This window comes from Pseudolactococcus hodotermopsidis (assembly GCF_011170085.1).
Taxonomy (GTDB): Bacteria; Bacillota; Bacilli; order Lactobacillales; family Streptococcaceae; genus Pseudolactococcus; species Pseudolactococcus hodotermopsidis.
The window spans coordinates 1-23,632 of the sequence record NZ_BLLI01000036.1 but is presented as its reverse complement, the minus strand read 5'-3'; the positions used below and the strand labels follow the sequence as shown (position 1 = coordinate 23,632).

Annotated in this window: 17 protein-coding genes; 1 reads left to right on the top strand and 16 read right to left on the bottom strand. The window is 40.2% G+C overall.

Annotated features, from left to right (window positions below; genetic code table 11):
- Nucleotides 1-385: 385 nt before the first annotated feature.
- The 11 genes from Hs30E_RS06605 to Hs30E_RS06555 all read right to left on the bottom strand — a co-directional run bounded on the left by Hs30E_RS06605 (nucleotide 386) and on the right by Hs30E_RS06555 (nucleotide 15,690).
- Nucleotides 386-2,161 (bottom strand): glycoside hydrolase family 35 protein, encoded by a 1,776-nt coding sequence (locus Hs30E_RS06605; RefSeq protein ID WP_172209016.1) that lies wholly within the window; start codon nucleotides 2,159-2,161, stop codon nucleotides 386-388.
- A 171-nt stretch (nucleotides 2,162-2,332) separates the two neighbouring features.
- Nucleotides 2,333-4,315 carry a beta-galactosidase gene (locus tag Hs30E_RS06600; RefSeq protein ID WP_172209014.1) on the bottom strand — a complete coding sequence of 661 codons (1,983 nt, stop codon included), beginning with the start codon at nucleotides 4,313-4,315 and terminating at the stop codon, nucleotides 2,333-2,335.
- A gap of 19 nt (nucleotides 4,316-4,334) precedes the next feature.
- On the bottom strand, nucleotides 4,335-5,159 hold the full coding sequence (locus tag Hs30E_RS06595) for a carbohydrate ABC transporter permease (protein ID WP_172209012.1): 825 nt from the start codon (nucleotides 5,157-5,159) through the stop codon (nucleotides 4,335-4,337).
- Between the two features lie 3 nt (nucleotides 5,160-5,162).
- On the bottom strand, nucleotides 5,163-6,035 hold the full coding sequence (locus Hs30E_RS06590) for a carbohydrate ABC transporter permease (protein WP_172209011.1): 873 nt from the start codon (nucleotides 6,033-6,035) through the stop codon (nucleotides 5,163-5,165).
- Between the two features lie 68 nt (nucleotides 6,036-6,103).
- A complete protein-coding gene (locus Hs30E_RS06585; protein ID WP_172209010.1) occupies nucleotides 6,104-7,390 on the bottom strand; it encodes an ABC transporter substrate-binding protein in 1,287 nt (428 codons plus the stop codon).
- A gap of 175 nt (nucleotides 7,391-7,565) precedes the next feature.
- Nucleotides 7,566-9,284: a sensor histidine kinase gene (locus tag Hs30E_RS06580; RefSeq protein ID WP_172209009.1), complete on the bottom strand. Its 1,719-nt coding sequence runs from the start codon at nucleotides 9,282-9,284 to the stop codon at nucleotides 7,566-7,568.
- On the bottom strand, nucleotides 9,285-10,808 hold the full coding sequence (locus Hs30E_RS06575) for a response regulator (RefSeq protein WP_172209008.1): 1,524 nt from the start codon (nucleotides 10,806-10,808) through the stop codon (nucleotides 9,285-9,287). It lies immediately after the preceding gene.
- Nucleotides 10,809-10,888: 80 nt separating this feature from the next.
- Nucleotides 10,889-11,623 carry a class A sortase gene (locus Hs30E_RS06570; RefSeq protein WP_172209007.1) on the bottom strand — a complete coding sequence of 245 codons (735 nt, stop codon included), beginning with the start codon at nucleotides 11,621-11,623 and terminating at the stop codon, nucleotides 10,889-10,891.
- A 24-nt stretch (nucleotides 11,624-11,647) separates the two neighbouring features.
- A complete protein-coding gene (locus tag Hs30E_RS06565; protein WP_371864144.1) occupies nucleotides 11,648-12,712 on the bottom strand; it encodes an FAD:protein FMN transferase in 1,065 nt (354 codons plus the stop codon).
- A complete protein-coding gene (gene gyrA / locus Hs30E_RS06560) occupies nucleotides 12,699-15,167 on the bottom strand; it encodes a DNA gyrase subunit A (protein WP_172209005.1) in 2,469 nt (822 codons plus the stop codon). Before gyrA ends, Hs30E_RS06565 begins: the two co-directional genes overlap by 14 nt.
- A gap of 217 nt (nucleotides 15,168-15,384) precedes the next feature.
- Entirely contained in the window at nucleotides 15,385-15,690 is a 306-nt protein-coding gene (locus Hs30E_RS06555; RefSeq protein ID WP_172209004.1) for a hypothetical protein, read from the bottom strand.
- Nucleotides 15,691-15,875: 185 nt separating this feature from the next.
- On the opposite strand from Hs30E_RS06555, the gene Hs30E_RS06550 reads away from it, so the two are divergent.
- Entirely contained in the window at nucleotides 15,876-16,472 is a 597-nt protein-coding gene (locus tag Hs30E_RS06550; RefSeq protein ID WP_432205779.1) for a cadmium resistance transporter, read from the top strand.
- A 134-nt stretch (nucleotides 16,473-16,606) separates the two neighbouring features.
- Here the strand turns inward: Hs30E_RS06550 and argB are convergent, their stop codons facing one another.
- The 5 genes from argB to lepA all read right to left on the bottom strand — a co-directional run bounded on the left by argB (nucleotide 16,607) and on the right by lepA (nucleotide 23,405).
- Nucleotides 16,607-17,446: an acetylglutamate kinase gene (gene argB, locus Hs30E_RS06545; protein ID WP_172209002.1), complete on the bottom strand. Its 840-nt coding sequence runs from the start codon at nucleotides 17,444-17,446 to the stop codon at nucleotides 16,607-16,609.
- Nucleotides 17,443-18,579: an acetylornithine transaminase gene (argD, locus tag Hs30E_RS06540; RefSeq protein ID WP_172209000.1), complete on the bottom strand. Its 1,137-nt coding sequence runs from the start codon at nucleotides 18,577-18,579 to the stop codon at nucleotides 17,443-17,445. The genes argB and argD overlap by 4 nt, the downstream gene beginning before the upstream one ends.
- A gap of 12 nt (nucleotides 18,580-18,591) precedes the next feature.
- Nucleotides 18,592-19,785, bottom strand: coding sequence for a bifunctional glutamate N-acetyltransferase/amino-acid acetyltransferase ArgJ (argJ, locus tag Hs30E_RS06535; RefSeq protein WP_172208998.1), 1,194 nt, complete (start codon nucleotides 19,783-19,785; stop codon nucleotides 18,592-18,594).
- 1 nt (nucleotide 19,786) lies between these two features.
- Complete coding sequence (argC, locus tag Hs30E_RS06530) at nucleotides 19,787-20,824, bottom strand: N-acetyl-gamma-glutamyl-phosphate reductase (RefSeq protein WP_172208996.1); 1,038 nt, start codon at nucleotides 20,822-20,824, stop codon at nucleotides 19,787-19,789.
- Nucleotides 20,825-21,575: 751 nt separating this feature from the next.
- Nucleotides 21,576-23,405, bottom strand: a complete 1,830-nt coding sequence (gene lepA / locus Hs30E_RS06525) for a translation elongation factor 4 (RefSeq protein WP_172208994.1) — start codon at nucleotides 23,403-23,405, stop codon at nucleotides 21,576-21,578.
- Between the last annotated feature and the right edge of the window lie 227 nt (nucleotides 23,406-23,632).

Here is a 23,632-nt window from a genome sequence, read left to right as displayed (position 1 = left end):
TAGATTCAAAGGTTGGACGTTTAACGCCAACTAGACGTTTAAAATGGCTATCGCTGAGTTTGCTGAGGGATTCATAGTTCATGACTATAGTATAACAAATTTTTTTATTTTTGGGAGAAGTCTAATAGACAATTTTAAGGGCATCTCTAAAAACTGCTTGACCAAATTTTAGATAGATTTTTTAACCGCAAGGAAAAACGACGACGACTTGTGACTGCGGTTACTCGTCACAGATAAACACGTGCTGGTGCACATGTACTTTCTGTGGCGAGTAATCGCAGCCACAAGGCTAGGAGGATTGACGTAGGATTTGGAAAATCTAGTAAAATTTGGGAAATCTGAGTTTTTAGAGTTGCCCTTAAGTATTAAAGATAAATATCAAGACTTATTGTTCAACATTCAAGCATTTCACTTCCCCTAAATTTGGTTTTTCTGTTAGAATAATCTTATTTTGATACTGACCTTCTGTTTCAAATATAATAATTTTATTAATACCTTTTTGCAATTTGGGAGCTGGGATATAAAGACGTTTTTGCGGTCCAGTTTCCCAGAATCTGCCAATATTAAAGCCATTGACTGTGACAAACCCTTTCCCCCAACCTGTTAAATCAATAAAGGTGTCTGCCGTTTCAGCAATTTCAAGGTCAAATTCATAAAATGCTGGCACATTTTCCTGCCAATCCGCACTGAAATTGACTTTTTCCAAGTTATTCATCGGCAAAGCATAGTGTTGCCAACCTGTATGAAAGGCGCCATTGATAACCACGCCATCTTTGATGCCTTTAAATTGATGAGTCATCTTGACTGAATAATTCACGCGCCCCATATTTTCAACAAGAACGCCAAGCTGATTGTCGGGTTCGGTCAAGTCAAATTCAAGTTTTTCGCCAATTTCTTGGTCATATTGCGTGGCAAGCCACGTTTGATTGACAAAAATAGTAGCTCTATCCATAGCAGTCACCAAACGAAAATCGGTAATCGGTCGCGCTTTTCCGATAGTTGTTTGATAATAAATGTAGCCGAAACCTTGACCAAGTTCCTCCATTGTTTGTGTCGTAACAGACGTTATCGGTTCTGCCAAAGTAGCAAGCGTATTAAATAGTGAGACTTTATTTGTCAATTTAAAGCTACCGTAAGCCTTTTTGGAAATCTGAGTTGACAGCGGTATCTGCGGTATTTCTGTGAACTCCGAGATAACCTTTTGAAAGTCAAGATATTTCGGTGTCATATCCCCCCATTCTGTCAAGAGCGCATCGTAGTCATAACTCGTCACATCTGGCGCAAGTTTTTCATAATAGTTGGCACCATTTGTAAACCCAAAATTCGTGCCGCCGTGGAACATGTAAATGTTGACCGAACCACCTGTCAAGGCTGCCCGCAACTCAGTAGCTGCCGTTTCACTTGATGTCGTGTGATGATAAGCATCGCCCCACGCATCAAACCAACCAATCCAAAATTCCATCACCATAAGCGGTCGCTTTTCGCCATGAAAATCAGCCAAACGCTTGTACCAGTCAGCGATTTTCGAGCCACAATTCATGGTTGGCAGGGCGAGTTCGGGAATCGACCCATTTTCGAGCATATCGCCCCAAGGACCATCTGATGTGACAAATGGCACTTCAGCACCTGATTCCCGCATGATTTTAGCTAAACTTCGCAGATAATCATGGTCATTAGCATAACCACCGTATTCATTTTCAACTTGCATGAGAATGATATTGCCGCCACGTGTGATTTGCTCATCTGCAATTTCAGCGATGAGGCGTTTGAGATAGCGTTCAATTTTCGTCATAAAATTCGGATAAGTCACGCGCAATTTCATCTTTGGATCACGCAATAACCAATAAGGAAAGCCACCAAATTCCCATTCGGCGCAAATATAAGGCGACGGACGTAAAATCACATAAAGCCCAACTTCTTGGGCAATTTTCAGAAATCGCACCAAATCTAAGCCGTCTGAAAAATCATATTGTGCCTCATGCGGTTCATGCAAATTCCACGGCACATAGGTCTCAACTGTATTGCATCCCATATTGCGTAATTTTTCCAAACGATCACGCCAGTATTCTGGCACAACACGAAAATAATGGATGGAACCAGAAATTATTTTAAACGGTTTGTTATTTAAGTAGAAATCATCTTTTATATCAAATGTTGTCATTAGAAATTCCTTATTTTTTCTCTTTGATAGTCTACTTGTTCAAGCACAAACTCAAAACAGATGAGGCAGTTTCAGCCAACTCATCGTCAAACATTCTTATCGTATACCTATACGTTTGCGACTGTTTTCCTTGATTTGTCTAAAACTATCTCTCATCTTACGTTTTTGATTTTATACTTGAACGAGTATAATCGTTTCATAGGGTTTCAAAATCTTACCCACTTGTAGTTTTTCTTGGTTGACTAGGTTTGTTTGCCCAACATACTCTGGTGGCAAAGCAATTTCTTTTGCTAGGAGGTTCAAAATGAAGAGATAGCGTGCCTGCTCGCTCTCGCGTACACTCACCTCAAGTTCAGTCTCGCTCACATTATCAAAAAGCGTCTCAAAAACTTTCTCAAGTCCCGCATACTCGACCATTGAACCAAAATACACGACTTGTCCTTTGCCATAATTATTTTTGGTAATGGCGGGAGTGTCTTGATAGAAATCCGAACCATAAGTCGCAAGGCTTTCAGCGCCCTCCAAATGAATCACGTCACACAATAGACGCGTTTGGAAAACTGAATGGTCTGAAAAAACCACCGAATTTCTAGCATCGGGTGCTAAAGCATCAAATTCTTCGACCCAAATGCCCGCCATTTTGCGAAAAGGTCCTGGATAACCGCCTAAAATAACATTATCCGATTGATCAACAATGCCACTCATGAAACTGGTCACAAACGTCCCACCATTTTTAACAAAACTGTCGATATTGGCAACTAATTCAGGTGTTGTCATGTATAAAACTGGTGCGACAATTACGTCATATTTTGATAAATCATCATCAAAAGTCAGAAAATCAACCGCCATATTTTTCTGGTAAAAATACGTATAATAATGATGAATCTGCTCGATATATTTTAAATCTTGCGTTGGCCCACTTGTGTATTCAAGCGCCCAATAATTCGCCCAATCAAAGAATATCCCAACTTTTGCGACAGTGTTTGACTCTAGTAAATCAAGTGGCAAATTAGCCACCATATCACCGATTGCCTTCACTTCACGATAAACGCGTGTGTCATTATGACCAACATGGTCAATAACTGCACCATGAAATTTCTCATTTGCGCCAACTGATTGTTTGAGTTGGAAATATTGAATGGTATTTGCACCATGCGCCACAGCTTGAATACTTTGAGCCATTAGTTGTCCTGGCTTTTTCAAGGCATTATAAGGTTGCCAATTAGTCTGACTCGGTGTCTGTTCCATCAGCATGAAAGGCATTTTCTTCAAGCTCCGCATGAGATCGTGGGTCATGGCTGTCAAGCTAATCGGCGTGTCCAAAGCAGGGTAATTATCCCAAGAAATCACGTCCATTTCCTTAGCAAATTTAAAATAATCAAGGTTTTTATAAGTCCCCATAAGATTAGTTGTAACAATGGCATTTGGATCATACTTTTTAATTATATCGCGCTCAATGAGATAAGTCGCAAGCATACTATCCGAGAAAAAACGCTTATAATCAATGGAAATACCCGCAAAAACGGTCGTTTCTTGGGCTGTTTCTTCGCTGAGTTCATTTGGCAAGACAATTTCGTCCCACTGATAGAGCGTATGTCCCCAAAATGCCATATTCCAAGCCTTATTGACTGCGGCAATCGTCTTGTATTTGTCACGTACCCAAACGCGAAAAGCCTTGGTACAATTGTCACAGTAACAGTCGCCACCGTATTCGTTATTGACGTGCCAACATTGAATATTGGGATTACCAGCATAACGTTGCGCTTGTTTTTCAACTAAGGCCGTCATGAAACGCAGATAATTTGGGCTGTTCGGACAAGCATTGTGCCGAAAACCAAAAACATGTCTGCGCCCCGCATGGTCAACACGAGCAACATCGGGATAATCACGATATAGCCAAGCAGGCAAAGCCGCAGTCGATGTCGCAAGAACTGTCCGAATATTTTTTTTAGCAAGCAAGTCAATATCACGCTCCAAGGCTTTGAAGTCATAAACATGCTCAGACGGCTGAATTTCCGCCCATGAAAAGACATTTAAAGTCGCAGAGTTAAGATTCGCCTCTTGAAAATAAGTTGTATCACGTTCAACTGTTTCCTCATCCCATTGATTAGGCGAATAATCGCCACCATAGATAAAATTTTTAAATAAACTCATGAAAATCTCCTTTAATAATTTAGCCTTTAACAGAACCAAGCATACCTTGAACAAATTGTTTTTGCATGACGAAGAATAAAATCGCAATCGGTAATGTTGTAATCACAATTCCTGTCATCATCATTCCATAATCTGGTGTGTAAGACGCGCCCATTGCCGATAAGACGAGTGGTACTGTGCGTTTTTCTGGCGATTGCAAGACAACCAAAGGCCAGAGATAGCCGTTCCAACTGCCCATAAAGGTAATAATTGCCGCCGCTGCGTAAGAATTTTTCGCCGTTGGCATATAGATTTTAGTGAAGATTGAAAATTCTCCTAAACCGTCAATTCGTGCTGCCTCAACCAGTGAAATCGGAAAAGCTTTCATGTTTTGTCTGAAGAAGAAAATCAAGAAAGCTGTTGAGACGCTTGGGATAATAACGGCAAAAATCGTATTTATCCCAAATGGTGTACCGCTGAGTTTTGAAAACATCCGATAAAGCGGTATCATCATCGCTGAAAATGGCACCATCATGGATAAAAGTAAGATTGTAAAAATACGTTCGTGATCCTTTGAACGATAAATCTCAAAGCCGTAACCTGCCGCTGATGAAAGTAAAAGCGCGAAAATGGTCGTCAAAATGGCGATAACTGCTGAATTGCCAAGCGAGCGTGTGAAATTCAGATCAGATGAGAAAAGATTTTTGATATTGGTCGCAAACTCGCCACCAATCATGAACTTGCCTGAAATAATATCAGATGTTTTGTTCGTCACGCCAAGCAACATCCAAAAAAATGGAAAAACAGAGATAAATGCTGCGATGGATAAGAAAATATATTTGAAGATTTTGCTAAAATTTTTCATGATTTAATCCCCCACTACTTTATTTTGAATCAATGATAGGACGATAATACATACCACAATCAAGAAAGAAACCGCCGCCGCATAGCCAAAATTTGGTGTGTATTTAAAACTAAGATTGTAGATATATTGCGACAAAGTCATGGTTGAATTGGCTGGTCCACCACCCGTGATATTTTGCACTTCATCAAAAAGTTGTAAAGTCCCGATTGTTGAGGTAATCGTTGTAAATAAAATAACAGGTTTCAAATTTGGAATTGTAATCTTAAACAACTGTTGAATCTTAGTTGCACCGTCAATATCAGCAGCCTCGTAAATGCTGTCATCAATATTTTGCATGCCAGAAATAAAGAAAATCATATTATAACCTGTCCAACGCCAAGTAATTGAGATGATAATCAAAATTCTTGCCCAAAACGGTGTCGTCATCCAATGAATCGGTTCAGAAACCAGATGAATATGCGTGAGCAATTGATTGACCAAGCCATTGTCTGAAAAGAGCGTTTTCATAATCAAGGAATAAGAAACAAGCGATGTGATACACGGCAAGAACAGTGCTGTTCTAAAGAATCCTTTGAATTTCAATTTTTTATCATTCAGCAGATTTGAGATAATCAATGACAAGAATAGCATGATGGGCACTTGGATAATCAAGTATAAAAAGGTATTACCAAAAGCCTTTTTGAGTGTGCTATCTGTCAACATGCGCTTGAAATTGCCAATACCATTGAAGTGCATATCTGTCGGCACACCTGTTTGAAACGATGTAATCAATGCCATAACCATTGGCACGAAAACAAGAATCGTAATCAGAATAACTGGCAAACTGATGAAAGCATTGCCACCTGCGAACCAATCTCTTTTTTTCTTTGTAATCATAACTGTAACTGTGTCCTTTCAAAATAAATAGGACGGGAATCCTCCCTGTCCCATTTAAATATCTATTATTAATTTGCGACTTGTGCCTCAACCTGCGTTTGCGCCTCTTTTAGCACCTTATCAATATCTTCGCCGTCCAAAACACGTTGCACATATTCCGCCATAACCGTTTCAATCGCGTAAGTATTTTGACCATAATTAACTTGTGGCACTTCGCCAGACCATTTTGAGAAATCCTCGAAAACTTTTTGATTATCATAGTAAGCCACACCCTCTTTGTAAGTTGGTGCCTCTTTAGCTGCGTTCAATGTTGAAACAAGACCGATTTCTTTTGCCAAATCGTCCATAAAATCGACATTTGAGGCAAAAGTTGCTTTCAAGAAATCTTTGGCTTTATCCTCGCCACTAATCCCTTTTAGCAAATACCAACCTGAACCGCCAGAACTTGAGGCATGCGCATCTGAGCCTTTGATTGTTGGAATTGGTGCGACACCCCATTTGCCAGAAAATTCTTCGCCACCTTGGATTGAGCTAGAATACCAACAACCTGTTGGAATCGCTGCTGAGGTCCCAGTTTGAACAGCACTCACACCTGCATCCCAACTTGACACTTGCTCAACGACACCAGATTTGAGCAATTCTGAATAAATTTTGATACCATATTTCAGCGCATCATTATCCTTAATCGTCACTTCTTTACCGTCTTGACCTTGATACCAAGCCCCCGCTGATTGCATGATAATGCGAACCAAACCTAAATCGCTCGGATCTAAAAATTGGAGCGCCTTACCAGTTTTAGCTTTGACATCTTTACCAATCTTGATATACTCTTCCCAAGTGATATTTTCCAAATCTTCAGCCGAATACCCCGCCTCGCTCAACAAGTCCCGACGATAGAACAGTCCTGTTACGCCACTATCGAAAGGCACACCATAGATTTTATCGCCGACCTTATTGACGGCAAACTTATAAGACGAGAAATCATCTTCGCTGACAATATCATCAAGTGGTGAAAATGACTTTTCGTAAGCCGTCAAGAAACTTTGCACCCGATAATCTTCAATCAAGACAATGTTTGGCAAGCCTTCCTTTGAACCCGAGGCAAAACTCGTGTTAAGTTTTTGCACAATGTCATCTTGGCTCATAACACTGACTTTAACCTCAATATCTTTGTCCTCGTAGAATTTTTTCGCCTCATTGACAGCCTTAACATTAAACGATTCGTCCCAAGCCCAAACCGTGACCGTTTTATCATCTTTTGCCGACGACTTGCTGTCTGATTTCGAGCTACAAGCTGCAAGCGTCACAACACTCAAGGCTACTGCTGCCAACCCAATTACTTTTTTCAGTTTCATTTGATTTCCTCTTTCTTTTTTCTTTACTTGTTCATTAAACCATTTCAAGAAAACGTTTTCAAGAGATTTTGAGCGGCTCCGTAAAATTGAACAAAAATAGGAAAATATGACAAATTTTTGGTTGTAATTTGTTAGTATAGCAAACAAACACTGATTCCAATATCGAAATCAGTGTTTATACTATTTTCTGATAAGGCAAGGTCACAATCACATTTGTTCCTTGTCCCAGCACGCTTTCAATTTCCAAATTGCCGAGATTCCCATAAAGTAGCTGAATGCGCGAACGGCTATTTTTCAAGCCCAGACTTGTATAAGAAATACCTTTTTTGCTGTCGGTAACCTCTTCTTCGCCTGTGCAAATGCCGATACCATTGTCCATAATCTCTATTCTTATCTCATTTTCAGCCGTTTTTAGCGTAATAAAAACATTGATAAACCCCTCACGCTGATCGGGAAAGGCATGTAAAAAAGCATTCTCAATAATCGGTTGGAGCAACATTTTGGGAATTTTAGCTTGGGAAATGTGCGTGTCAAGCATGAAATTCGTGTGAATATTATCGCCAAAACGGAGGTGCATAATCGTTGCATAATTTTTTAGATAGTCAACTTCCTCCGCCAAAGTCAGCCAACTGTCGCTTTGACTAAGCGTGTAGCGCAAAAGTTGCGTAAAACTGTCAATCGCAGCAATACCATGCACCGCATCATCTTGATAAAAGAAAAATTTAATCGTTGCAAGCGTGTTATAGATAAAATGTGGCTGAATTTGCATCTGTAAAGCATTGATTTCACTTAGTCTTTTCTCATTTTCAAGATGAATCACTTGGTCAAAATAATCAGCCAAATTGGCAAGCATATGATTATAAGCAACAGCCAATTCCCGAACTTCATGTGTGCCCTCAACAGACGCACGGTGGCTGAAATCGCCAGAACTCGCCTTGGGAATATGCTCAATCAAATTGTAGATCGGCTGAGTCGCCCGCCGAATAATCAGATAAGCACCCGTTCCAACAAAAAGAATGCTAGCAATCACAATCAATGATAAGGGTTGAATGAGATTCATATTAGCAGCTAAAGCTTTTTTATCAATCACACTCACAAATTTATAATCAAAATGATTGACTTTTTGCGTTAAAATCTCATATTGCGCATTGCTACCCTTGAGAAATTTAGCGGGTAATTTTTGATTTAAAGTCAGATTAGAATTGGTTGATTGAATCAAATTATCGCGATTAACAAGAAAAATCTTGTCAATCTCACCGTCAACAGAAGTTGAATAAAGCTCCCTCAGCTGATCTTCTTGAATAAAAATCGTTGCAAAACCGTATAATTGCTTATTTGAATTATAAAGTTTTCTCACAAATATAATCCCAGGTACATTTTGCGTTGTAACCGACAAACCACCGCTGGCATAGGAATAGGTCATGAGATTTGGACTATTTTTAGCCGTTTCAATCAGCTGAGATTTGAGAATTTCCTGACTTTCCGTATTGTGTACACTACTATTGTGATAAAAACTTTTACCGTCAACACTAAGCAAAACAAGATTTGAGATGATATTATCATGCAAAAAACCAGTCGGCTTGATAAACTTCGTAAATTCCAGATTCACCCGCGCCTCATCGACAGGCGAGCTATACTTTTGCATCAAAAAGTTAGCAACAATCGGCGAAGTCATCTCATCAAGCATCGTCGTTGCATCTTCGCTGATACGGTCGGTTTCCTTTTTAAACTTTTCAAGCAAAATGGCATTTGAACTCGCATAACTCTTGATATAAACAGCTTTAGCATGTTGAAAAACGACGATTGAGGTCGCCAAAATAACAGAAATAATTGAAATAAAAACAACAGCGACAATTCGTAAAAGTAACTCATTTTTTTCAAATCTTTTTCGCATTTAATATGCTCCATTATCTAAACGACGATACTTAGACGGACTTGTGCCAATCTCTTTTTTGAAAACTTTAGAAAAATAAGCCAAGTCACTAAAACCAATTGCCTCACTAATCTCGGATAAATTCAACTCTGAGTTTTTGAGAAGTGTCTTAGCCTTTTCCATTCGCAAAGTTTTCAGATAATCACTAAAAGTCGCATTATAATTCGTTGAGAAATAACTTGACAGATAATTATAAGAAAAATGAAATTTTTCAGAAAGCGCTGTCAAGGTAATCTGCTCAGAAAAATGCGCCTCGATATAGTCCAAAATCTCTTGAAAGACTTCATTGTGGTCAAGTGAACCATTAAGCGTTGTTTCAAGGCTTTCAATCGTCTTTCTGACAAGCAAAGAAAAATCATCCGCAAACTCACAAGAATTGAGTTTCATGATAAAAGTCATTCTATTTTTGGCAAAATCATCATGCAAATATTTATTATTTTCTAAAACATTAAATAAATTATAAAAAATTGTACTGGTCTGCTCCTTCAAAAAAACAGGCGAAACAGTGTGAATAAGCAAGTCATTGAGATAGGCTTTGGCCTGACTAATCCCAGCTAGATAAGCCTTATTGACCAAAGTTTTCAGAAAATATGGGCTATCAAACTCATGCCCATACTGATAAGCAAGCAAGTCTTTTTTATCAACAACTGCCAAATTTTTAAAATAAAAGCGCTGATTTTGACTCGCCGTTTTAAGCATTTCAAACTCAACTTTCACGCGCCAAAGTTCCTCAAAAGAAGAAGATAAAGTGAAAAATGGATGTGTCTCACAAAAATCAAGCAAACCTATTTTGTAAAGAAGATAAGCACGCAAGTCTTTTGTTTCCGAATTTGTCACGCCAATCAACAAACCAACATCATTTTGACTGGTAATAAAACCAATCGTCGCAAAATCATCAGCAATCAGATTAAAGTAATGTTGAATTTGCTTACGCATTTCTTGTGGCTGCTTATATAAAGACAAAGACGAATACAGCAAATGATAGCGCTTACCAGATAACAAATCACTCAATTTTTCAAATTCAAAATCAGAAGTATAACCCGAAAGATATTGATTAAGCGCATTTTCAAGTTTAATCTTCGGGTCAACTTCCGATTGAATCAACTTAATTTTAGCCGCTGACTGTTTTAAAATTGCAAGCAAACTTTCAGGCGTCAAAGTCGGTTTCAAAATATAATCGACAATCCCATTTTGAAAACTAGATTTAACCAAGTCAAAATCATCGTGACTAGACAAGACAATTACCTGAATCTCAGGATAATTTTTAGCAATAATATTTGACAATTCAACGCCATTAAGCAATGGCATGATAATATCTGTCAGCACAATATGCGGCTGATATTGCTCAATTTGAGTCAGCGCATCACGCCCATTTGTCGCCTCACCAACAAGCGTAAAACCTGACTCTTCCCAATTAATCAGATTACGAATCCCCGCCCGAATTGACAGCTCATCATCAACGATTAAAACTTTTAAATGCGCCATTGGCCTGTTTTCCTTTTCATTTTATATTCAATTATACCATATAAAAAAAGCAGTCAAAACAACAACTGCTCTTTAGATGATTAAAAAACTTTAAATTGATTATATTTTTTATTAAATGCCGCCTCAACTGTTTTATCAGCCTTGTCGTACTTAAATGTTTTCACAAGCTCCCCACGTACAATAGTTCGCCGTATTGCCTGAGAATCCGCACAAGTAACAAGCGTAATTTCTTTCTTGCCAGGATGGTCATCAACCACCTCAACATGCTCAGGTGTTACTACATCAATATTTACAATCACATATTGATAAACTGTTTCCTTATCTGTGATATAAATCATCATATCATTTTTCGCATTTGCAAGCGGTGTAAAAAGCAAGGCTAAATCACTGTCATAGCCACTAACGCTATGACTGGCAAGGGCATAGTTCCCCTCGCCCATGACCATATCATCTTTCATCGTTCCAGCACCATACATCAACTCAGTATTACCGATACCACGAAAAATCGGAAGATTAATCTCTAAATCAGGAATCGCAATACCACCAATAACTGGTAAAACTTGCGCTTTCAGCTGACTTTCGATAACATCTTCAACACCAACCGCCTCAACCGTATCATAGTCAAATTCGCCGACACCCGCTTTATCATTTTCCTTTAGCGTTTTTTTATCAATCTTGGTTACCTGATACTTATTCGCATTCCATGCCATTAAAGCATTTCTAATCGAACGATTAAAAATCAATACTAAGCCAAGCAACAAAAGTAAGACTAAAAAGATGTCGGTTAGCCAACGACGAAGTTTTCTTTTTTTCATAATGAGAATTTCATTTCCTTATATTTATTTCAAGTCTGACACATTACCCAATTTGTAGCCAGACGCTTCATTTAACGCAAACTTATCTGCTAAATTCTCCGTGAGATAAACCTCATTTGCCTTATTCACGAACAACGCCTCAACATCTTTCATCTGGTTGATATAATTATACCCTTTTTTGGTTCCTAATGCAAAAATTGTCGTTGACAAGGCATCCCCGTCAACTGATTTTTTACTGACAATGGTCACGCTTTGAATATCATTGTCAAAAGGATAACCCGTTTTTGGGTCTAAAATATGCGGATAAACCTGACCGTCAACCTCAAGATAACGCTCATAAATACCAGAAGTCGCAACCGATTGATTCTCAGCCTCAATGATTCCGATTTGCTTTGAGACTTCCTTATTGGGATCCTTAATCCCAACTGCCCAAGGCGTTTTTTCACCACGTGGCGAATTGCCGATTAAGTACAGACTTGAAGAACCCAAATCAACAATAGCTGTTGTAAGCCCATTTTTTTTGAGATAAGCAACCATTCTATCCGCAACATAACCTTTTGCAATCGCACCCAAATCAAGTTTCACACCTTTTTCAGTAAGAAAAACAGTCTGTTTATTATCATCAAAACTAACAAATTGGCTTGAAAGTACAGGCAAAACGCTATCAATTTCAACTTGACTAGGCTTCTTGGCATCATCAAAACCAATATGCCAAAGACTCGTTAGCGCACCTATTGTCATATCAAAGCCAGTTTGCTTATCCGAATAATAATAAGCGGTTTTCAGCAAATCATAAACGTCTTTTGACACTTTAACAGGTTTAATCCCCGCTTGCGCATTGATGTTGTCAATTTCACTGCCTGATTGGTTGACAGTTGTTTTTTTATCGTATTCTTCAGCAATTTCAAGTGCCTTTTGGATGACTTTCTCATGACCTTTGTCGTAAGATGTTATCTTAACGTAAGTTCCCATGGTAAAAGTTTCCTTGATATAAGCTTTTTCACGTAAATCACGTTTTCCTTGATTGCTACAAGCCGATAAGACAAAGACTGTGAGTAGCAAACCTAGAAAAGTCTTAAACTTCTTCACTTGCAACTTCCTCAGAACCATTTTCAGCAGCAACAGGCTCAGACTCAACTAGCGCAAAAGTCACGATATGCGCATCACTATCAAGGCGCATTACCTTGACACCTTGAGCGCTCCGACCAGTTTGCGAGATATTGGTCACATTGGTGCGGATGACCACACCAGTGTCCGTGATGAGCATGAGATCCTCATCGCCAGTAACCGTGACAAGCCCAGCCAGTTTCCCAGTTCGCTCCGTCACATTCATGACTTTGATTCCCTTAACACCACGACCTTTGGTCGGATATTGTTCGGCACTCGTGCGCTTGCCTAGACCATTTTCACTGATGACAAGGACTTCTTGACTGTTGTCAATGGTGCTAGAGCCGACAACGAAGTCATTCTCACGAAGATTAACACCCTTAACCCCCGTTGCCGCACGTCCCATATCACGCAAGATATTTTCCTTGAAACGAACAGAATAGCCATCGTGCGTGCCAATAATCAGCTCTTCATTGCCAGTTGTCAAAAGAACATTGACCAATTGATCACCATCACGCAAATTCAATGCTTTCAGACCATTAGTCCGAATATTAGCAAAATGTTGCGCATTGGTCCGCTTGACAAGCCCACGCTGCGTGGTAAACAAAAGGAATCGCTCTTGGTCAGACTGTTCAACATTGATAACCGTCTGAATCGTTTCGCCGTCATCAAGTTTGAGCAGATTGACAATCGGCAAGCCCTTAGCTTGACGACCATATTCTGGAATCTCATAGGCTTTCATACGATAAACACGCCCAAGATTCGTGAAGAAAAGCAGATGATCATGAGTCGAAGTCGACACCATATGCTTGATGAAATCTTCATCAGACACGCCTGAGCCTTGCACACCACGACCGCCACGGTTTTGCGCACGAAACTCATCTTGGTTGAGACGTTTAATATAACCTTTGTTTGATAAGGTAATTAAAACATCTTCTTCTTCAATCAAATCCTCATCCTCAACGCTGAGAACCTCGCCAACTAGCAATTCTGTCCGACGTGCATCCGCATATTTGCGCTTGATGTCGTCCATTTCTTCCTTGATAATGGCAATCACCCGCTCGGGTTTGGCAAGAATATCAATCAAATCAGCAATCAGCGCCATTAAATCATCATATTCTTTTTGAATCTTCTCACGTTCCAAACCTGTCAGACGACGCAAACGCATATCTAAAATAGCTTGCGATTGACGTTCTGACAACTCAAAACGAGACATCAATTCAGCTTGAGCAATAGCATCCGTTTCCGATCCGCGAATAATTTTGATAATTTCATCAATATTATCCAAAGCAATCAGCAAGCCCTCTAAAATATGAGCGCGTGCCTCCGCTTTTTCCTTGTCAAACTGTGTCCGACGCGTAATCACTTCTTTTTGATGGGCGATATAATGGGTCAGAATTTGCTTAATTGACAAAATTTTCGGTTCACCATTGACAATTGCCAACATGTTGAAACTGAAATTCGTCTGAACACTGGTTAATTTATAGAGATTGTTTAAAATCACATTGGCAGACGCATCACGGCGAACTTCGATAACAAAACGCACGCCGTCACGATTGGACTCATCACGTACTGCCGTAATGCCCTCAATCCGCTTTTCTTGCGCCAAACGCACGATATGTTCGTGGAGCTTGGCTTTATTGACCATATAAGGAAACTCAGTGATGACGATCCGTTCCTTGCCGGTCTTAGTTAGCTCAATCTCAGACTTGGCACGTAGGACAATGCTCCCTTTACCTGTTTCATAGGCACGATGAATACCGCTACGCCCCATGACAAGTGCACCAGTCGGGAAATCGGGACCAGGCAAAACTTCCATGATGTCGCGCGTTGTCGCATCGGGATTGTCCATGAGGAGCTTGACCGCATCAATCGTTTCGCCAAGGTTATGTGGCGGGATATTGGTCGCCATACCAACGGCAATCCCTGTCGTCCCATTGACCAAAAGGTTAGGAAAACGCGCAGGCAAAACAACTGGCTCACGCTCAGTTCCGTCATAATTATCAATGAAATCAACCGTTTTTTTGTTAATATCGCGCAACATTTCAAGCGCAATCTTACTCATCCGCGCCTCGGTATACCGCATCGCAGCTGCCCCGTCGCCGTCCATAGAACCAAAGTTCCCATGGCCGTCAACCAGCATATGACGATAACTCCACCATTGCGCCATCCGAACCATTGACTCATAAATCGCTGAATCGCCGTGAGGGTGGTACTTACCCATCACATCCCCAGTGATACGAGCGGACTTTTTATGCGGTTTGTCGGGTGTCACGCCAAGCTCGTTCATGCCATAGAGAATACGGCGATGAACAGGTTTCAGACCGTCACGCACATCAGGAAGTGCCCGCGCAACAATAACGCTCATGGCATAGTCGATGAAACTCGTTTTCATTTCACTGGTCAGATTGACCGTGACTAAATTTTTATCTTGCATTACTTAAACAGCCTTTCAAATACAGGTAAATGGGCATAGCTAAACGCTGTTCACAGCTTTAGAAATGACCAAACGTATTATCTTCTATTATACCAAAATTTTTGCTTTATTGCCATTGTGATTTTTTTTACAAATGATGTCTGGATTTCGATATTAAATAGTGTCAAACAAATTTGATAAGGTTAGATTTAATGACTAAAACTCTTGTAACTTAACCTCATTTTTCACAGATAGGATAAATCTGATTCCCCAAATAATGTAGATGATAAGAAAAATAGCGAAAAATATTTTTGAGCAATCTTTTCGACATCTGAATCGGACTTACCCAAAAATAGCCAGACGCATTTTCACCAGCATCTTGTGCAGCCAGCAAGTCCAATAACAGAGTATAAGATGTTTCCGACACCGCTTGTGAATTATAAATCGCACCATTCAAGAACAAAGTATTGTATAATTCCTCAAAATACACGCGATTTTCAGCATTTAACTGCTCTTCTAGTTCTGTAACTTTTTGTCCGCACAAGCTACGCTCCTTTACGGCAAATCACTAATTTTAAATAAAGTATACTATCAAAGAATTGCAGTTCATACCAAAGTTTGTTATACTATCATGTAGGAACTTAGGTTTTCTTTGGTCAAACAATCTTCAGAGATAAACTTGTCTATACTTATGAAACTAGAAAAAGGTGCGTATGTTAAAAATTTTAATTGAGGGAACTCTCCTCTACTGGTCAACAGCCATCGATTTGCTGGTCATTCTTATCTTTCTTTTCGCCAAAAACGCCTAGCAAAAAACACTATCAGATTTATCTCGGTCAATTCATCGGGTCGATTGCCTTAATTCTTGTCTCGCTTTTTCTCGCCTATGTCCTACATTTCGTTCCGGAAAAATGGTTGCTGGGTTTCTTGGGCGTCATTCCTTTGTATTTCGGCTTTAAAACACTTTTCTCACATGAAGAAGAAAGTGAGGCTGAGGAGGCAGTTGAGATGCTGACACAACATGAAAAATCAAAAGGCTTGCTCCTCACTGTCGCTTTGATTACCTTTGCTAGTTGTGGTGCAGATAATATCGGACTTTTCACACCTTATTTCATCACATTAAATGTAACAAATCTTATCTTAACACTGATTTTATTTCTTATCTCTATTTTTTGCTTGATTTTTTTGGGCAAATTATTGTCTAACTTCCCAGGTATTCATGAAATAACTGAAAAATACAGTCGTTATGTCGTTGGTTTTATCTATCTCATTATCGGCATTTTAGTCCTAATTGAAAGCGGGACAATCGCACATTTTTTCAAATAAAAGACCAGCTTTAATAAGAAAATACCAAGATAATACTGTCTTGGTATTTTTGTTTTTACCTATGAGTAAAATGTCAAGTTCAATCTGAATTTCATTTAAAATCATCAAAAAAATCTCGCCAAAACGAGATTTTATCATTTTTTAATCAAAGTCCCAAATCCCTCGTCCGTAAACAATTCCAAAATCAGTGAATTTTTCAAGCGACCGTCTAACAGAACAGCCTCAGTCAAACCATTTTGCATGGCATATTTAATCGCCTCAAGTTTGGGAATCATACCTCCCGTAATTTTACCAGTGGCAATCAAGTTGTCAATTTCAAACAAATTGACCTCATGTAAAAAGGACGTTTCATCTGGAAAATCAGCATACAAACCACGCACATCTGACAAGAGAATAAAACGTTCAGCCTGTAATTCACCTGCAATTCGACTGGCAGCAGTGTCTGCATTGACGTTATAAAATTCACCAAATTTATCAACTCCCGCTGTTGCAATCACTGGAATTGCAGTCGTTTTAGCAATTCGTTCAATAATTTCAGTGTTAATTCGTGTTATTTCGCCAACAAAGCCAAGTTCATCTGATAGCTGTTTGACCTCAATCATCCGCCCATCGACGCCAGAGATACCAATCGCCTCTCCCCCAAGCCGTTGAATATCGCGAACCAGACTTTTGTTGACCATGCCCGACAGGGCCGCAAGCGCAAGCTCAGCCGTCTCCTCATCAGTATGGCGCAAACCGTTGATAAACCTCGATTCCTTGCCATACTTTTCGAGCATGTCGTTAATCGCAGGACCACCGCCGTGAACGAGTACAACGTTAATCCCCATGGTTTTGAGCAACAAAATATCGCTCAGCACCGACTTTTTGATTCGCTCGTCAGTCATGGCATTGCCACCGTACTTGATAACGACCGTCTGCCCTTGATATTTGAGCATAAAAGGCAGCGCTGCCGTCAGCGTTTCAGCGATATTCATAAAATTTCCTCCAGTATTTTGACACCGTCTGCTAATTGCGTTTTACTGATGACTAATGGTGGCAGAAGTCTAACAACGTCATGACCTGCGGACAAGACAAGTAACCCCTGCGCTCTAGCTTTTGACAAGACCTGCCCCAGTTGACTTTCGTCAGCAAGTTGAATGCCAGCCATTAGTCCCAGATTTCTGATAGCTTTGACAGAAGATTTTGTTGCTAATTTTTCATCTAACTCAGTCCTCAAGAAATCAGCCTTATCAGCAACTTCAGCCAAAAAGTTATCAGCAGTCAAACTTGTCAAAACAGCTTTCGCACTCGCCATAGCTAGCGGATTACCACCAAAAGTCGACCCATGTTTACCCGCACTAAAATAAGCTGCAAATTCATTTTTAACCAACATCGCACCAACGGGCAGACCATTTCCCAAACCTTTAGCTGAAGTGACAATATCAGGCACAAATCCGAAATGTTCAAAGGCAAACAACTTGCCAGTCCGACCTATGCCAGTCTGAACTTCGTCAATAATCAGCAAAATGTCCTGTTCTTGAAAACTTTTCAAAGTTGCCGCAAATTCTGCTGTGATTGGTGTCACGCCACCTTCGCCTTGGACAATTTCAAAAATAATCGCCCCTGTTTTAGCCGTCACAGCAGACTTTAAACTGGCAACATCATTGAAAATTGCCTTTGTGAAATTTGGCACAAGTGGCGCGAAACCATTTTGAATTTTCTCTTGCATCGTTGCTGACATGGCACCAAACGTTCGACCGTGAAACCCATCAACAAAGGCTAGAATTTCTGCATTTGGTCGAATCAAACGCGCTATTTTGAGTGCTGCTTCATTGGCCTCCGTACCCGAATTGGCAAAAAATGCCTTGTACTTGTCGCCATAGGTCAAAAATGCTGCAACTTCCTCTTGCAAAGGATTTTCGTAGAGGTTGGAGATGTGAGCAAGCGCGTCAACTTGCGCTTTAACGGCGTTTTTTCCCGCCGTAAACGAGTAGCCGAGATTCATCACGCCGATACCGCTCGTGAAGTCCAAATATTTTTTGCCGGTCTCAGCGTAGAGATAAACGTCCTTACCATGCGTGAACTTGATTGGGATTCTCGTGCCGTAGTTTTGGAGTAAATGTGTCATCGTTTTTCTTTCTTATGAATGGTAGAGGGCATTGATTTCAACATATTTGTAAGTCAAATCACAGCCCCAAGCCGTACCCGTTTTGTCGCCAGTGTTAAGTTCTGCATCAATAACCACAACTTTTTTCTTGAGTTTTTCAGACAATTCAGCTTGGTCAAAATCAACAGGTGTCGAATGGAGCAAAACCAAATCACCTTGAATCTCAAGCTCAATATCCGAGACCTCAAATGGTGCGACTTGCCCAATCGCTGAAATCACGCGCCCCCAGTTAGGATCAGCGCCGAAAATCGCCGTTTTGACAAGACTTGACCCGACAATTTGCTTGGCAATCATGCGAGCTGATAACTCATCTGGCGCACCTGTCACATTGACCTCGATGAGTTTGGTTGCGCCCTCGCCGTCTGCTGCGATTTTTTTGGCTAATGTTTGACAAATTTGCGCTAAAACAGCTTTAAATGTCGCATAATCAGCACTATTTTCATCTGTAATTTCAGCATTTTCAGCCAGACCATTTGCCAAAACGAGAACCGTATCGTTGGTTGACGTATCGCCGTCCACTGTGATTTGATTGAAAGTCGTCTCAATCACTTCTGACAGCATTTTTTGGAGCAAGGCTTGATCAATTTTGACATCCGTTGTGATAAAGGCAAGCATGGTTGCCATATTGGGATGAATCATGCCAGAACCCTTACAAACACCAGCGATAGTTACTGTTTGTCCGCCAATTTCGACTTCATAGACAACTTCTTTTTTGACGGTATCTGTCGTCAAAATCGCCTCTGCAAAGCCATCTATATGACCGTTTTTAGCTGATAATTTTGAGATACCAAGCGCTATCTTATCCATCGGGAGCTGTTTACCAATAACGCCCGTTGAACAAACTGCAACGTGGCTTTTATTCAGCTCAAATTTTTCAGCAAGTAAACGTTGCGTTTTTTGGGCATTATTTAACCCTTCTTCGCCTGTAACGGCGTTTGCGATAGCTGAGTTGACGATAATCGCTTGGGCGACTCCCTCTGCAACAACCGCTTTATCAAGCTGAACTGGTGCTGCTGTAACTTTGTTAGTTGTGAAAACACCTGCAACTACTGCAGGAACTTCCGACAAAATCACGCCTAAGTCCAACTTTTGAAATTTGAGTTCCGCGTGTATCGCATCTGCTGTGAACCCCTTTGGTGAGGCAATATTTCCTTTAATTTCTTTCATTTTACAAAATCGGCACAAGGTCAAGCCCAGCATTTTCAGCAAAACCAAAAAAGTGGTTCATGTTCTGAATCGCTTGCCCCGCCGCTCCTTTCACGAGATTATCAAGCACGGTCACGACCGTGAGTGTGTGCGTTAGTTCGTTATAGCTCATGCCAATGTCGGTAAAATTCGTGCCGACAACGCGATGCAAATCGGGCAAACGGTTATCACCCAAAACTCTGACGAAATATTTATCGTCATAAGTCTGATGATACGCCGCCACCACATCTGAGAAGGAAACCCTTTCAGCCAATTTAGCATAGGTTGAGACAAAAATACCGCGATTGACAGGAATCAGTGACGTTGAAAACTGAATCGGCAAGGCATTTTCATGCCAAGTTTTCAGTTTATTGCTGATTTCTGGAATGTGCTGATGTTGATTGAGTTTATACATGCTGACATTTTCGTTCACATTAACAAAATGACTGCTGTCCGATAAATTCTTGCCCGCACCAGACAAACCAGACTTGGCATCAACGATAACGCTATCCAACTGAATCAGATTTTGCAAGTACAATGGCGCTAGAGTAAGCAAAGTCGCCGTCGCATAACAGCCAGGATTTGACATATAAGTCTGCTTTGGTTGATCAAAATCAGCTAACAAATAATCAGCTTTCGGCAATAAATCGGCATGAATTGCTGATTTTTGATACCATTTTTCATATTGCAATGGATTTTGCAACCGAAAATCGCCCGACAAATCAACAACTGGAAAATCAGCTTTGATGAAATCTGTCGCAAGTTCAGCTGCAATTCCCGCTGGTGTTGCAAAAAATACAACATCTGATGTTTGCATGATTTCCTGTGATGAAAACGGTTTGATGATTAATTTTGCATATTTTGGCAAATAAATCAATTTTGGAAAAATTTCCGTTAGGAGAGTTCCCGTATTTGATGTGCCATAAACATTGACAATTTCAGCATCTGGGTGGTTATGTAGCAACCTCAGCAGTTCTAAACCAGAATAACCAGAGATACCAATAATTGATATTTTTTTCATATTTTCGACCTCGTTTTGTATATATATTCATTTTAGTGTATATTTTCTCGTTTGTCAAGCGTGAAAATGAAAAAAGTGCAGATTTATGCACTTTTTTGATATTAGTTTCGCTTTTTATTCAAAAAATTCTTCTGATACATATCTCAAAGAACAAGATAATTTCTCTTTATATATCATTGAAAGGCGCATCTGTACTTACTCCTAGTATTTTAGAATGATTGCGCCATAAATTATGTTCAAAGTTTATAGAACCAGTAATAATCCACTGTTTTTCCGATTGTCTGGGAAAATTCAGTTACTTTAAATACTACCTCTTCCCAAGTCGTACTTTCAAAAGTAATAAGGGCATCTCTAAAAACTCAGATTTCCCAAATTTTGTTAGCTCATAAAATCGCTAACAGGAAAAAATGTGCTAGATTTTCCAAATCCTACGTCAATCCTCCTAGCCTTGTGGCTGCGATTACTCGTCACAAGCCGTCGTCGGTTTTCCTTGCGGTTAAAAAATCTATCTAAAATTTGGTCAAGCAGTTTTTAGAGATGCCCATAAGATATTTAGAGTTATCAAGATAATTGACTAACTTTTTTTAACACTCTATTCTTCCCTTGAGTAGATTTGGCAGCAGAGAAAAAATCAAAGTGTCTGTTAAATAACATTTGTAATTCCCCTCATAATGGAATAGTTCATCAGACATCTTCAAAAATTCTTATCCAATGCCATACACTCGCAACCCTAACTCTATCTCTATCTCTCCTATTCATCATCCATACTCAAAACACTCAAAAACGCCTCTTGTGGTACTTCGACATTGCCGATTGCTTTCATGCGCTTTTTGCCCTTTTTTTGTTTCTCAAGCAATTTACGTTTCCGCGAAATATCACCGCCGTAACATTTGGCAAGAACATTTTTCCTAAGCGCTTTAATATCTGAACGCGCGACAATTTTTTGACCAAAAGCTGCTTGAATTGGTACTTCAAACTGTTGACGTGGGATAATTTTCTTTAATTTATCCACAATAATTTTCCCACGCTCATAAGCAAATTCCTTATGCACAATAAAACTCAGCGCATCAACACGTTCGCCATTGAGCAAAAGATCCATTTTGACCAGTGAACTCTTGCGATATTCCGAAATCTCGTAGTCAAAACTCGCATAGCCTTTGGTGCTTGATTTGAGCTTGTCGAAAAAGTCAAAAACGATTTCTGACAAGGGAATTTGATAGATAACATTAACCCGATTTTCATCCATATAGTCCATGGTCTCAAAATCGCCACGTTTGCGCTGCGCAAGCTCCATAACTGCACCAACATATTCCTGCGGCACCATGATTTGCGCCTTGACAAAGGGTTCTTCGATATTGTCAATGCGGGTAGGCTCGGGAAACTCGCTAGGATTAGCAACTTCAAGCACTTCGCCGTCAGTCGTATTGATATGATATACCACGCTCGGCGCCGTCATGATGAGGTCAATGTTGAACTCACGCTCCAAACGCTCCTGAATCACATCCATGTGGAGCAAGCCGAGGAAACCACAACGAAAGCCAAAGCCAAGCGCTTGTGATGTTTCAGGTTCAAACTGCAGACTAGCATCATTGAGCTGTAATTTATCTAATGCCTCACGTAAATCATTGTATTTATTGGACTCAATCGGGTAGATTCCTGCAAAAACCATGGGATTGAGTTGTTTGTAGCCGTCTAGTGCCGTCTCTGCGGGATTATTGGCAAGGGTAATGGTATCCCCCACGCGCGTATCCGCAACTGTCTTAATCGCCGCAGCGATATAGCCCACATCGCCAGTTGCCAGATAATCGCGTCCTACCGTTTTCGGTGTGAAAATGCCGACTTCAGTCACATCAAATTCCTTACCATTACTCATCAACTGAATGGTATCGCCGGGCTTGACAATGCCGTCCATAACACGAACTTGGAGAATCACGCCCCGATAAGCATCGTAAACCGAGTCGAAAATCAGCGCTCTCAAAGGATTATCGACAGAACCTTGTGGTGCGGGCACTTTCTCAACGATTTGCTCAAGAATTTCTTCAATGCCAATGCCCGCTTTAGCCGACGCCAAAACAGCCTCGCTTGCATCAAGGCCGATCACATCTTCGATTTCTTGACGGACACGCTCAGGATCCGCAGCTGGCAAATCAATCTTGTTAATGACAGGCAAGATTTCGAGGTCATTATCAAGCGCCAGATAGACATTAGCAAGCGTTTGCGCCTCAATTCCTTGCGCAGCATCAACAACGAGAATCGCCCCCTCACAAGCCGCAAGACTTCGAGACACTTCATAAGTAAAGTCAACATGCCCAGGCGTATCAATCAAATGAAAAATGTAAGTTTCGCCGTCTTTTGCCGTATAATTCAGCTCAATCGCATTTAGCTTAATGGTAATGCCACGCTCACGCTCCAAATCCATAGAATCCAAAAGCTGCGCCTGCATTTCACGCGCCGTCACGGTCTTTGTCTGCTCCAAAATGCGATCAGCCAAGGTTGATTTACCATGGTCGATATGCGCAATAATCGAAAAATTCCGAATTCTTTCCTGTCGCGCTTTAAGTTCTGAGATATTTTCTATCATGTTCGTCTCTGTTTCTATTTTTGTCTATATATCTTCATTTTACCATAATTTTAGAAAATTAAAAACTTTACTGCCAATAACAAATGCGATAGTATTTCCATTAATAGACTTCTCCCGAAATTAAATTTCGAAATTGATAATACCACAAATTAAGGACGCACGAAGTAAGTGCCTCTTTCTTCGATTACGATATTTCTGAGCCATACACTTAAAGGTTTTGATTTTAG